The sequence below is a fragment of the Streptomyces sp. NPDC079020 genome, from assembly GCF_044542225.1.
Lineage (GTDB): Bacteria > Actinomycetota > Actinomycetes > Streptomycetales > Streptomycetaceae > Streptomyces.
On record NZ_JBITUB010000016.1, the window covers coordinates 36,346 to 48,857 of the forward strand.

Consider the following 12,512-nt stretch of genomic DNA (forward strand, 5'->3'; position numbering starts at 1 on the left):
GAGAGGCCCGATGTCTGAGTTGTCCAGTGCCAAGAAGCAGGCAGACAACGTCAACACAGCCTCGTCCCACACGCTTCTGGAAGGGCGGCTCGGGTATCACCTCGAGTCCGCCCTTCTGGTGCGTGCGCTGACCCACCGTTCGTACGCGTACGAGAACGGCGGCCTGCCCACCAACGAGCGGCTCGAATTCCTCGGGGATTCGGTGCTCGGCCTGGTGGTCACGGACACGCTGTACCGCACCCACCCCGACCTGCCCGAAGGCCAGCTGGCCAAGTTGCGGGCCGCGGTGGTCAACTCGCGTGCGCTTGCGGAAGTGGGCCGCGGCCTCGAACTCGGCTCCTTCATCCGGCTCGGCCGCGGTGAAGAGGGCACGGGGGGCCGGGACAAGGCTTCCATCCTCGCCGACACCCTTGAAGCGGTGATCGGCGCGGTCTATCTCGACCAGGGCCTCAGTGCGGCCTCGGAGCTGGTTCACCGGCTCTTCGACCCGCTGATCGACAGGTCCTCGAACCTCGGTGCCGGCCTGGACTGGAAGACCAGTCTCCAGGAGCTCACCGCGAGCGAGAGCCTCGGTGTCCCCGAGTACCTCGTCACGGAGACCGGCCCGGACCACGAGAAGACCTTCACTGCTGCTGCTCGCGTCGGTGGTGTCTCGTACGGCACCGGCACCGGCCGTAGCAAGAAGGAAGCGGAGCAGCAGGCGGCGGAATCCGCCTGGCGTGAGATCAGCGCCGCCGCGGAAGCGCGGGAGGCCGCGGCGAAGGCCGCAGCCGACGGAGGGGTCGCCGACACCCCTGCCGACCCGTCGCCGAACACGGACGCCGCTCCGGCCTGAACCGACCGGGAACCCCTCGGTGCCTCGTGCACCGGGGGGTTTTCGCTGTCCGCGTGGCACATTTCCCGGGCGGCGCGTCCTTCGCCGTCCCCACCGTCCCGTACCACCACGTCGTTCCAGGAGCGCCATCGTGCCCGAGCTGCCCGAGGTAGAAGTCGTCCGGCGGGGTCTGGAGCGCTGGGTCACCGGCCGCACCGTCACCGATGTCGAGGTCCTCCACCCGCGTGCGGTCCGCAGGCACCTCGCGGGCGGCGTGGATTTCGCGGCGCGGCTGCACGGGGCCCGGTTCGGTACGGCGATGCGCCGGGGCAAGTACCTCTGGGTGCCGCTGGACGACGCGTCCTCCTCGCTGCTCGGCCATCTCGGCATGAGCGGGCAGCTGCTCGTGCAGCCCGAGGACGCCGCGGACGAGAAGCACCTGCGGGTCAGGATCCGGTTCGACGACGGGCTCGGCACCGAGCTGCGCTTCGTCGACCAGCGCACCTTCGGCGGGCTCTCGCTCCACGACAACACTCCGGAAGGGCTGCCCGACACCATCGCGCACATCGCCCGCGACCCGCTCGACCCGGAGTTCGACGACGCCGCGTTCCACACGGCTCTGCGCCTTCGCCGTACGACGGTCAAGCGCGCGCTGCTCGACCAGTCGCTGATCAGCGGCGTCGGCAACATCTACGCCGACGAGGCACTCTGGCGGGCCAGGCTGCACTACGACCGGCCGACCGCGACGCTGACCCGGTCCAAGTCGGCCGAACTGCTGGGCCATGCCCGCGAGGTGATGAACGCGGCCCTCGACCAGGGCGGCACCAGCTTCGACAGCCTCTATGTGAACGTGAACGGTGAGTCCGGCTACTTCGACCGGTCGCTCGACGCGTACGGGCGGGAGGGCGAGCCGTGCCACCGCTGCGGTACGCCGATGCGCCGCCGCCCCTGGATGAACCGCTCCAGCTACTACTGCCCGCGCTGTCAGCGGCCGCCGCGCGCCTCGTCGTAACGCGTACGGGCCGCCAGCACCTCGGCCATCCGGCCCTCCACGAGCCCGATCAGTCCGAGCACCCGGCCGGCCACCTCACGGCCGAGCGGGGTGAGCTCGTAGTCCACCCGGGGCGGATTGGTGGGCTGCGCCTCGCGGTGGACGAGCCCGTCGCGCTCCAGCGCGTGAAGGGTCTGGGAGAGCATCTTCTCGCTCACTCCGTCGACCCGGCGCCGCAGCTCGTTGAACCGGAGACCGCCCTCGTGCAGCGCGCCCAGCGTCAGGCTGCCCCAGCGCCCGGTGACATGCTCCAGCGTGCCGCGCGAGGGGCACTGCCTGGAGAAGACATCGAAGGGGAGGCTGTCCATGCGCAACAGCTTACGCCTGCACAGCGCTTACCAGGAGGGTGCGCTGTGCGGGCGTAAGCAGGCTGCGGGCGTGATGACCGGTCGGTGTGACGGCCGGTGGGCGTGAGGGCCCGCAGGCGCGCGGGACCGGTGGTGCCTCAGGGGTCAGAAACCGAAGTCCTGTGTCCACCAGGGGCCGCCGGAGCCGGTGTGCACGCCGACTCCCAGGGTCTTGTAGTCGCAGTTGAGAATGTTTGCGCGATGTCCGTCGCTGTTCATCCAGGACTCCATCACGGCCTCGGCATCGGCCTGCCCGCGGGCGATGTTCTCGCCGCCGAGGTTCTGCACACCGGCCTTGGCCGCGCGGTCCCAGGGGGTCGCGCCGTCGGGGTCGGTGTGGTCGAAGAAGCCGCGGGCCGCCATGTCCTCGCTGAAGTTCTGGGCGAGTGCGGTCAGCGGCGCGCTGATGGTGACCGGGGAGCAGCCGGCCGTCGCCCGCTCCTGGTTCACCAGGGCGAGGACGGCGGCCTGGGCGGAGGTGCCGGCGGGGGCGGGAGCCGGTGCCTTGCGCGAGGGGGCGGCGGACGAGGTCTTCGGGGCGGCCGGAGCCTTCGCCGACGGGCTCGCGGACTTCTTCTTCGGGGCAGCCGTGGGGGCCTTCGACTCCGAAGGCCGCTTCGAGCCGGTGGCCGAGGGCTTCTTGTCCGGGGTGGCGGAAGCGGAGGCGGAGGCAGAAGCGGAAGCCGACTTCGAGGGAGCCACCGGCCGTGTGCTGCCCCGGCTGGCGGGTGCGGAGGCCGAAGCGGAGGCACGGTCGGTCGGGTCGGCCGAGCGGCTGCCCTGTGTCAGCAGGTCCGGGGCGCCACCGGAACGCACCTCGTCCGCGGTGGACGTGCCGCCCACGGTGTGGGTGTCGCCGCCGGGCAGCAGACCCGAGGCGACGGCGACCGCTCCCAGGGCCACGGCCGCGGATATGCCGAGCAGACCGGTCCGCACGGGCAGGAAGGCCCGCTTCTTCCGTCGCGTGCCCCGGTGCCCGAATCCGTCCCCGGTCGCGGATTCTTCAGCGGCGGAGCCTGCGGCTGATCGTCGGTGGCGTCCCATGCGCTGTGCCTTCCTGATGCTCCGGACGCCCCTGAGACGTCACATTTCTCAGCCGTGCTCACCCGATCGAGTGAAGCTTTTGCGACCGGACTGTACGCCATGGGTCACAGGGGCGAAGTGCTCCGGGAACGGTGGGCCGGTTAGCGTTCACGCATGAGCGAAGATGCACGACTCGTCGTCTGGGTACGCGGCCGAGTACAGCAAGTAGGCTTCCGCTGGTTCACCAGGGCAAATGCTTTGGAGATCGGTGGACTGACCGGCTTTGCCCTCAATCTCGACGACGGCCGGGTACAGGTCGTGGCCGAGGGTCCGCGTGAGAATTGCCACCGTCTGCTGGACTGGCTGGGCTCCGACGACACACCCGGGCGCGTGGACGGAGTCACTGAGATCTGGGACACCCCGCGCGGAGGTTACGAGGGATTCGCGATCCGTTGATCATGGCGCTGCCGGGGGTTGTGGATTCGCTGCGTGTCCGGAGTGCGCCGAGCGGTTACCGATGAGTCGGAAATCGGGCCGCACCCGAAATGACCTGCGAAGGGACCCGGCGGCGGCCTGTGGTTGCCAAGAGGGGAATGTCGTGCCAGGCTGCGGCATTAACGAAGATCTCCACGCCCCCCGGGGCCCCGCAGGAGAGTCGCGCCGCATGATCGTCCGGCCGCGCGCCCCCGGGACACCCGCCTCAACGGGGTGTGATCGTGTTGACCGTCAAACTTTTTGGTGAGACGCTGAAAACCCCGCGCACCTTAGCTGTTTGGCAGAGCTGTTTGGCAGCAGAACCGCAGTGTTGACAGGGCACTGCCGAGCACCGCGGGTGCGATTCCCTCACGACCCACACCGCTCTCGGTCGGTCACTCAGTGTGGAGGACCATCCATCATGGCAAAGGCGCTTCTCGGTTACGTCGGCGGTTCCGACCCGCGACTCCTCGCCGAGATGCGACGGCTCCAGCAGCGCGTCCAGGACCTGGAATCCGAGCTCGTACGGATCCAGGACGAGAACGACGCGTTGAACGCCGCCGCCCAGCACCAAGAGTCGCTGCTCGACAGCATCGACATCGACGTACCCCAGGCGGAGCCTGCGCTGACCTGACCGGTGGCCCTGTCGGGCCGGTCGGGCACAGGCACGCTCAGTCGCCTGAGAACCACTCTGGATTGTCTTCGTCACGGATCGCCGTCCCGGAACACCGAGGACCTCCCGGAATACGGGATCGTCCCCGGCTCCGGCCATGCCCGGAAGACCGAGGATCTCCTCGTCGTCCGGTGCATCAGCGATCCGTCACGCAGGACTGCGCAAGATTTACAGGGACGCCTCGGCGTCCCTTATTTCGTTCCCGACCCCCCGGTCCGCTTTTCCCGCCCCGTACTTCCCCCCGGACTCGCCCCCCGGGCCCGCCCGGACGTAGAGCCCTTCCCTTACCGTCTGATGTGCCCTGCACCTTCATCAGCGAAACCGAGAGTGAAAGGTAGAGTCCGGCGGCGTGCACCTCAAGGCCCTGACCCTGCGTGGATTCAAATCGTTCGCCTCCGCCACGACCCTGCGGTTCGAACCGGGGATCACCTGTGTCGTGGGCCCCAATGGATCCGGGAAATCCAATGTGGTGGACGCGCTCTCCTGGGTCATGGGTGAACAGGGAGCCAAATCCCTGCGCGGCGGCAAGATGGAAGACGTGATCTTCGCCGGTACGACCGGGCGGCCGCCACTCGGCCGGGCCGAAGTGTCGCTGACCATCGACAATTCCGACGGCGCGCTTCCCATCGAGTACGCCGAGGTCACGATCACCCGGATCATGTTCCGCAATGGCGGCAGCGAATACCAGATCAACGGCGACACCTGCCGGCTGCTCGACATCCAGGAACTCCTCTCGGACTCCGGTATCGGCCGCGAGATGCATGTCATCGTCGGGCAGGGGCAGCTGGACTCCGTGCTGCACGCGGACCCGATGGGCCGCCGCGCCTTCATCGAGGAAGCGGCGGGCGTGCTCAAACACCGCAAGCGAAAAGAAAAGGCGCTGCGGAAGCTGGACGCGATGGGCGCCAATCTGGCCCGCGTCCAGGACCTCACCGACGAACTGCGCCGCCAGCTGAAGCCGCTCGGCAGACAGGCGGCGGTGGCCCGCCGGGCCGCGGTCATCCAGGCCGATCTGCGCGATGCCCGGCTGCGGCTGCTCGCGGACGACCTCGTCACCCTGCGCGGCGCGCTGCGCGACGAGATCGCCGACGAGGCCGAACTGAAGAAGCGCAAGGACGCCGCGGAGGCCGAACTCAAGGCGTCGCTCGCCCGGGAGGCGGAGCTGGAGGGCGAGGTCCGCCGTCTCGCGCCCCGGCTCCAGCGGGCCCAGCAGACCTGGTACGAACTGTCGCAGCTCGCCGAGCGGGTACGGGGCACGATCTCGCTGGCCGACGCCCGGGTGAAGAGCGCCACCGCGGCGCCCGCCGAGGAGCGGCGCGGCCGGGACCCGGAGGACATGGAGCGCGAGGCCGCCCGGATCCGCGAGCAGGAGGCGGAGCTGACGGCCGCGCTGGAGGCCGCGGAGCACGCCCTGGAGGACACCGTCGCCCACCGGTCCGATCTGGAACGGGAGTTGGCGGACGAGGAACGCAGACTCAAGGACGCGGCACGGGCCATCGCGGACCGGCGCGAGGGGCTCGCCCGGCTGAACGGCCAGGTCAACGCGGCTCGCGGCCGGGCGGGTTCGGCCCAGGCGGAGATCGACCGGCTGGCCGCCTCCCGGGACGAGGCACAGGAGCGCGCGGTCGCGGCCCAGGAGGAGTACGAGCAGCTCAGGGCCGAGGTCGACGGCCTGGACGCGGACGACGCGGAGCTGGCCGGGCGGCACGAGGACGCCAAACGCGCGCTCGCCGGGGCGGAGTCGGCCCATGGCGCGGCCCGGGAGGCCGCGACGGCCGCCGAGCGCAGACGCGCCGCGGTCGCGGCCCGGCACGAGGCGCTGGCCCTGGGCCTGCGCCGCAAGGACGGCACCGGCGCGCTGCTCGGCGCCCGCGACCGGCTGCACGGCCTGCTCGGCCCGGCCGCGGAACTGCTCACGGTGGTACCGGGGTACGAGGTCGCGGTGGCCGCTGCCCTGGGCGCGGCGGCGGACGCGGTGGCGGTGACGGACCCGGCCACCGCGGCGGACGCGATCCGGCTGCTGCGCAAGCAGGACGCGGGGCGCGCGGCGCTGCTGCTGGGCGGCGGCGGCCCGCGGCCGGGCGCCGCGGCGGACGCGGGGGCGGAGGACTCCGGGGCGGGGGACGAACCGCCGGCCGGCGCCCCGGGGACCGGAGGGGCCCCTGCCGTCGCCGGGCTGGTGCGGGGGCCCGTCGAACTGATGGGCGCCGTACACCGGCTGGTGCGGGACATGGTCGTCGTCAGCACCCTGGAGGACGCCGAGGATCTTGTCGCCGCGCACCCGGAGCTGACCGCGGTCACCGCCGAGGGCGATGTGCTGGCGGCCCACTTCGCGCACGGCGGTTCCGCCGGGGCGCCGAGCCTCCTGGAGGTGCAGGCGTCCGTCGACGAGGCGGCCGCCTCCCTGGCGGAGCTGGCCGTACGGTGCGAGGAGCTGGCCGGGGCGCAGCAGCTCGCGGGGGAGCGGCGCCGGGCCGGTGCCCTGCTGGTGGAGGAGCTGGGGGAGCGGCGGCGTGCCGCCGAGCGGGAGAAGTCGGGGGTGGCCCAGCAGTTGGGGCGGCTCGCCGGACAGGCCCGGGGCGCGGCGGGCGAGGCGGAGCGGATGGCCGCCTCCGCCGCCCGTGCCCAGGAGGCCCTGGAGCGGGCGACGGAGGAGGCGCGGGAGCTGGCCGAGCGGCTGCTCGTGGCCGAGGAGACGCCCGTGGAGGAGGAGCCCGACACCTCCGTACGCGACCGGCTCGCCGCCGACGGTGCCAACGCCCGCCAGACCGAGATGGAGGCCCGCCTCCAGGCCCGTACCCACGAGGAGCGGGTGAAGTCCCTCGCCGGGCGCGCCGACTCCCTGGACCGTGCGGCCCGCGCCGAGCGGGAGGCCCGCGCCCGCGCCGAGCGGCACCGGGCCAGGCTGCGGCACGAGGCCGCGGTGGCCTCCGCCGTCGCCTCGGGGGCCCGCCAGCTGCTCGCGCATGTGGAGGTGTCCGTCGTACGGGCGCAGGACGAGCGGACCGCGGCCGAGGCGGCGAAGGCCGGGCGGGAGCGGGAACTGGCGGCCGAGCGCGACCGGGGCCGGGAGCTGAAGGGCGAGCTGGACCGGCTGACCGACTCGGTCCACCGCGGCGAGGTGCTGGGCGCCGAGAAGCGGCTGCGGGTGGAGCAGTTGGAGACGAAGGCGCTGGAGGAGCTCGGGGTGGAGCCCGCCGGGCTGGCCGCCGAGTACGGCCCCGACCGGCTCGTACCCCCGTCCCCGGCGGCCCAGGGCGAGGAGCTGCCGGAGGATCCGGAGCATCCGCGCAACCTGCCGAGGCCGTTCGTCAGGGCCGAGCAGGAGAAGCGGCTGAAGGCGGCCGAACGGGCGTACCAGCAACTCGGGAAGGTGAATCCGCTCGCCCTTGAGGAGTTCTCGGCGCTGGAGGAGCGGCACAAGTTCCTGTCCGAGCAGCTTGAAGACCTGAAGAAGACCCGGGCCGATCTGCTCCAGGTGATCAGGGAGGTCGACGAGCGGGTCGAGCAGGTGTTCACCGAGGCGTACCACGACACCGCACGCGAGTTCGAGGGTGTCTTCTCCCGGCTGTTCCCGGGCGGTGAGGGCCGGCTGATCCTGACCGATCCCGGCAATATGCTCACCACCGGCCTGGACGTCGAGGCCCGCCCGCCCGGCAAGAAGGTGAAGCGGCTCTCGCTGCTGTCGGGCGGCGAGCGGTCCCTGACGGCCGTGGCGCTGCTGGTCTCGATCTTCAAGGCCAGGCCCAGTCCGTTCTATGTGATGGACGAGGTCGAGGCGGCGCTGGACGACACCAATCTCCAGCGGCTGATCCGGATCATGGAGGAGCTCCAGGAGAGTTCCCAGCTGATCGTGATCACGCACCAGAAGCGGACGATGGAGGTGGCCGACGCGCTGTACGGGGTCTCCATGCAGGGTGACGGAGTGTCGAAGGTCATCAGCCAGCGGCTGCGCTGAACCTTCACCCAGGCTTCAGAGTTTCGACGCGGTATTTCCGCGGTCCCGGGTAGACGTCGGCCCATCGGCGGAGATCGGTGAAGGTCCGGCTTCGGCGGATGAATCACCGATTCGCGGGAAGGCGAATTCATCTCCGAGTGGTGGCGGGCCCGATCCTATGCGCCACTTAAAGCGTTTACCCCCCACGCCTGACGACGCGGCCAGGCACCAGGAGTTCATGTGAGCAGCGCATCGCAGGGGCCGGCGTCCGGAGCCCGAGAGGCCCATCCGGACCACCTCGGCCACGTCATCTTCATCACCGCCGCCGCGGCGATGGGCGGCTTCCTCTTCGGCTACGACAGCTCCGTCATCAACGGTGCCGTCGAAGCCATCCGCGACCGGTACGACATCGGCTCCGGCACGCTCGCCCAGGTCATCGCCATCGCCCTGATCGGCTGCGCGATCGGCGCCGCCACCGCGGGACGTATCGCCGACCGTATCGGCCGTATCCGCTGCATGCAGATCTCCTCCGTGCTCTTCACCGTGAGCGCCGTCGGCTCGGCGCTGCCGTTCGCGCTGTGGGACCTTGCGATGTGGCGCATCATCGGCGGCTTCGCCATCGGCATGGCCTCCGTGATCGGCCCGGCGTACATCGCCGAGGTCTCGCCGCCCGCCTACCGCGGCCGGCTCGGCTCCTTCCAGCAGGCCGCCATCGTCATCGGTATCGCCATCTCCCAGCTGGTCAACTACGGCATCCTCCAGATCGCCGACGGAGACCAGCGCGGCAAGATCGGCGGCCTGGAGGCCTGGCAGTGGATGCTCGGCGTGATGGTCCTCCCCGCGATCCTGTACGGGCTGCTGTCGTTCGCGATCCCCGAGTCGCCGCGCTTCCTGATCTCGGTCGGCAAGAAGCAGCGGGCCCGGGAGATCCTCGCCGAGGTCGAGGGCGAGCACATCGACCTCGACCGCCGGGTGGCGGAGATCGAGACCGCCATGCGCCGGGAGCACAAGTCCACCTTCAAGGACCTGCTCGGCAGCCGTTTCGGCTTCCTGCCCATCGTCTGGGTCGGTATCGGACTGTCCGTCTTCCAGCAGCTCGTCGGCATCAACGTGGCGTTCTACTACTCGGCGACGCTGTGGCAGTCCGTCGGCATCGACCCGACCGACTCGTTCTTCTACTCGTTCACCACCTCGATCATCAACATCATCGGCACGGTGATCGCGATGGTGCTGGTGGACCGGGTGGGCCGCAGGCCGCTCGCGCTGGTCGGCTCGACCGGGATGGCGGTCGCGCTGGCCTTCGAGGCCTGGGCGTTCTCCGCCGACCTCGTCGACGGCAAGCTGCCCAGCACCCAGGGCGTCGTCGCCCTCGTCGCGGCCCATGTGTTCGTGCTCTTCTTCGCCCTGTCGTGGGGTGTGGTGGTCTGGGTCTTCCTCGGCGAGATGTTCCCCAACCGGATCCGCGCCGCCGCGCTCGGCGTCGCCGCGTCCGCGCAGTGGATCGCCAACTGGGCGATCACCGCGAGCTTCCCGAGCCTGTCCGACTGGAACCTGTCGGGCACGTACATCATCTACGCCTGTTTCGCCACGCTCTCGATCCCCTTCGTACTCAGGTTCGTGAAGGAGACCAAGGGCAAGACACTGGAGGAGATGGGCTGAGGACGCCCCGGCGAGCCGTGCCGGCCGGGCCGCTCAGCCCCCGACCGCCCCGCAGAACAGCCGCAGACTGCGCCAGCCCTCCTCCACCGGCATCCCGCCGCACAGCGGGTGCAGCACCAGGCTGTCCGCGTCCAGCTCCGCGCACTGCCCGGGGGTGAGGATCCGGTACACGCCCTCCTCGCGCAGTTCCGCCACCGTCGTCGCCGTCGAGCGCACCGCCGAGCGGATGTCCTTCGACTGCCAGGAGGAGTAGGTGCGGGCCTCGTGCAGGAAGTGCCGGCCGTACAGCGCCCACGCCCGCTCAGGGTCCTCGGAGACATGCAGCAGCGGCGTCGTGGCGGCGGGCATCATGCAGAAGCCCTCCGTCCCGTGCTCCGCGCGCTGCTCGTGGTAGTAGGCCTCCAGCTCCGGCAGATGCGCGCTCGGGAAGAGCGGCAGCCCCAGCCGGGCCGCCCGCCGCGCCGCCGCCCGCGAGCTGCCGCCCACCAGCAGCAGGGGGTGCGGCCGGGTGTACGGGCGCGGGGTGACCGTGACCGTACGGCCCCGGTACGGGAACGGCTCCCCGGTCCACGCCAGCAGCAGCGTCTCCAGCAGCTCGTCCTGGAGCCTGCCGCGCCTGCCCCACTCCACCCCGGCGCGCTCGTACTCGGCGGGCCGGTAGCCGATGCCCGCGACGGTGACCAGCCGGCCCGCGCTCAGCAGGTCGAGCACCGCGATGTCCTCGGCCAGCCGCAGCGGGTCGTGCAGCGGGCCGATGATCGCCGACACGGTCACCGCGATCCGCCGGGTCGCGCCGAAGACCGAACCGGCGAAGACGAGGGGGGAGGGCAGCCAGGAGTTGTCGGCGCCGTGGTGCTCCTCGGTCTGCACCGTGTCGATGCCGTGCCCGTCCGCGTACGCGGCCATCTCCAGCGCCGCGCGGTAGCGGGCCGAGAGCGTCCCGGGGGCGGCGTCGGGATCGACGAGATTGAACCGGACCACTGTGAAGGCCATGACGGGTGTCCCCTTCGCCGGGCGGGCTTGGTGGAGGCGGGCACCATAACTGACGGAGTGTCAGAAAGGTAGGGCTCCGCTCGCCGGGCGCCCCTGCGGGGTGGCGGGGCGGTCAAGGTGCGCTTTTTACCCCGAATGGGGGCATAAGTGTGCGGGGGATTCGTGCGGGATCCGCCACGGCCGTCCCCAGGTGCGGCTGTGGCCGATACTGGACGGGTTATGGAAATCGTCATCCTTGCTGTAGTCATCGCCCTGGTCGCGGTCGGCCTGATCAGCGGGCTCGTGGTCAGCAGCCGCAAGAAGAAGCAGCTGCCGCCCTCGGCACCGTCGAGCACGCCGACCATCACTCCTCCCGCCGAGCCCCATGTCGGCGAGGAAGCCGAGGCGCCGCGCGACGAAGCGCGGCGCACCGTCGAGGAGGTCGGTCTCCCGGACACCGAGGCTCCCGCCGGGGAGGCCCCGGCCGTCGCCGAACCGGAGGCCGCCCCCGCGCTGGAGGTCCCCGAGCCCACCGCCGGACGGCTCGTCCGGCTCCGCGCCCGGCTCGCCCGCTCGCAGAACTCCCTCGGCAAGGGGCTGCTCACGCTCCTGTCGCGGGACAACCTCGACGAGGACACCTGGGAGGAGATCGAGGAGACCCTCCTCACCGCCGACGTCGGCGTCGTCCCCACCCAGGAACTGGTGGAGCGGCTGCGCGAGCGCGTCCGGGTGCTCGGCACCCGCACCCCCGAGGATCTGCGCGCCCTGCTCCGCGAGGAGCTGATCACCCTGCTCGCCCCCGACTTCGACCGCGAGGTCAAGACGGAGGGCGGCGCCGAGACCCCCGGCGTCGTCATGGTCGTCGGCGTCAACGGCACCGGCAAGACCACCACCACCGGCAAGCTGGCGCGGGTGCTCGTCGCCGACGGCCGCAGCGTCGTGCTCGGCGCCGCCGACACCTTCCGGGCCGCCGCCGCCGACCAGCTCCAGACCTGGGGCGAGCGCGTCGGCGCCCGCACGGTCCGCGGGCCGGAGGGCGGCGATCCGGCGTCGATCGCGTTCGACGCGGTGAAGGAAGGCATCGCCGAGGGCGCGGATGTCGTCCTCATCGACACCGCGGGCCGTCTGCACACCAAGACCGGTCTGATGGACGAGCTCGGCAAGGTCAAGCGGGTCGTGGAGAAGCACGGCCCGCTGGACGAGGTGCTGCTCGTCCTGGACGCCACCACCGGGCAGAACGGACTCGTCCAGGCCCGGGTGTTCGCCGAGGTGGTCGACATCACCGGCATCGTCCTCACCAAGCTGGACGGCACCGCCAAGGGCGGCATCGTCATCGCCGTCCAGCGTGAGCTCGGCGTACCGGTGAAGCTGATCGGTCTCGGTGAGGGCCCGGACGACCTGGCACCGTTCGAGCCGGGCGCCTTCGTCGACGCGCTGATCGGCGACTGACCCCTCTGTACGGACACCGGGCGGCGGACCTCCTCGCGGGGCCGCCGCCCGTTCGTATGCGCCCGCACCCGCGCCGGTGCTCACGCCTCCATGGCGACGGGGCAGGCCGTGCG

10 protein-coding genes are annotated in these 12,512 nt (G+C 71.2%); 7 read left to right on the forward strand and 3 right to left on the reverse strand.

Going from position 1 to position 12,512, the window contains the following annotated elements; all coding sequences use genetic code 11:
• The first annotated feature begins 10 nt into the window (after positions 1 to 10).
• Positions 11 to 835, forward strand: coding sequence for a ribonuclease III (rnc, locus tag ACIGJO_RS28475; protein ID WP_329945280.1), 825 nt, complete (start codon positions 11 to 13; stop codon positions 833 to 835).
• A gap of 130 nt (positions 836 to 965) precedes the next feature.
• Positions 966 to 1,826 carry a bifunctional DNA-formamidopyrimidine glycosylase/DNA-(apurinic or apyrimidinic site) lyase gene (mutM, locus tag ACIGJO_RS28480; protein ID WP_399962880.1) on the forward strand — a complete coding sequence of 287 codons (861 nt, stop codon included), beginning with the start codon at positions 966 to 968 and terminating at the stop codon, positions 1,824 to 1,826.
• On the opposite strand, the gene ACIGJO_RS28485 is transcribed toward mutM, so the two are convergent.
• Together ACIGJO_RS28485 and ACIGJO_RS28490 are read right to left on the reverse strand one after the other, a co-directional pair.
• Complete coding sequence (locus tag ACIGJO_RS28485; protein WP_399962882.1) at positions 1,799 to 2,173, reverse strand: winged helix-turn-helix transcriptional regulator; 375 nt, start codon at positions 2,171 to 2,173, stop codon at positions 1,799 to 1,801. The two genes, mutM and ACIGJO_RS28485, sit on opposite strands and share 28 nt — an antisense overlap.
• Before the next feature lie 144 nt (positions 2,174 to 2,317).
• Positions 2,318 to 3,256: a CAP domain-containing protein gene (locus ACIGJO_RS28490; protein WP_399962884.1), complete on the reverse strand. Its 939-nt coding sequence runs from the start codon at positions 3,254 to 3,256 to the stop codon at positions 2,318 to 2,320.
• Positions 3,257 to 3,409: 153 nt separating this feature from the next.
• Here ACIGJO_RS28490 and ACIGJO_RS28495 point away from each other — a divergent pair, with 153 nt between their 5' ends.
• The 4 genes from ACIGJO_RS28495 to ACIGJO_RS28510 all read left to right on the forward strand — a co-directional run bounded on the left by ACIGJO_RS28495 (position 3,410) and on the right by ACIGJO_RS28510 (position 9,978).
• Positions 3,410 to 3,691, forward strand: coding sequence for an acylphosphatase (locus ACIGJO_RS28495; RefSeq protein ID WP_399962886.1), 282 nt, complete (start codon positions 3,410 to 3,412; stop codon positions 3,689 to 3,691).
• A 439-nt stretch (positions 3,692 to 4,130) separates the two neighbouring features.
• Positions 4,131 to 4,343, forward strand: a complete 213-nt coding sequence (locus ACIGJO_RS28500; protein ID WP_018551753.1) for a hypothetical protein — start codon at positions 4,131 to 4,133, stop codon at positions 4,341 to 4,343.
• A 388-nt stretch (positions 4,344 to 4,731) separates the two neighbouring features.
• Positions 4,732 to 8,340 (forward strand): chromosome segregation protein SMC, encoded by a 3,609-nt coding sequence (smc, locus tag ACIGJO_RS28505; protein ID WP_399962888.1) that lies wholly within the window; start codon positions 4,732 to 4,734, stop codon positions 8,338 to 8,340.
• A gap of 219 nt (positions 8,341 to 8,559) precedes the next feature.
• Complete coding sequence (locus ACIGJO_RS28510; protein WP_399962891.1) at positions 8,560 to 9,978, forward strand: sugar porter family MFS transporter; 1,419 nt, start codon at positions 8,560 to 8,562, stop codon at positions 9,976 to 9,978.
• 33 nt (positions 9,979 to 10,011) lie between these two features.
• On the opposite strand, the gene ACIGJO_RS28515 is transcribed toward ACIGJO_RS28510, so the two are convergent.
• Positions 10,012 to 10,971: an LLM class flavin-dependent oxidoreductase gene (locus ACIGJO_RS28515; protein WP_399962893.1), complete on the reverse strand. Its 960-nt coding sequence runs from the start codon at positions 10,969 to 10,971 to the stop codon at positions 10,012 to 10,014.
• A gap of 219 nt (positions 10,972 to 11,190) precedes the next feature.
• Between ACIGJO_RS28515 and ftsY the strand changes: the two genes are divergently transcribed.
• Positions 11,191 to 12,399, forward strand: coding sequence for a signal recognition particle-docking protein FtsY (ftsY, locus tag ACIGJO_RS28520; protein ID WP_399962894.1), 1,209 nt, complete (start codon positions 11,191 to 11,193; stop codon positions 12,397 to 12,399).
• The last annotated feature ends 113 nt before the right edge of the window (positions 12,400 to 12,512 follow it).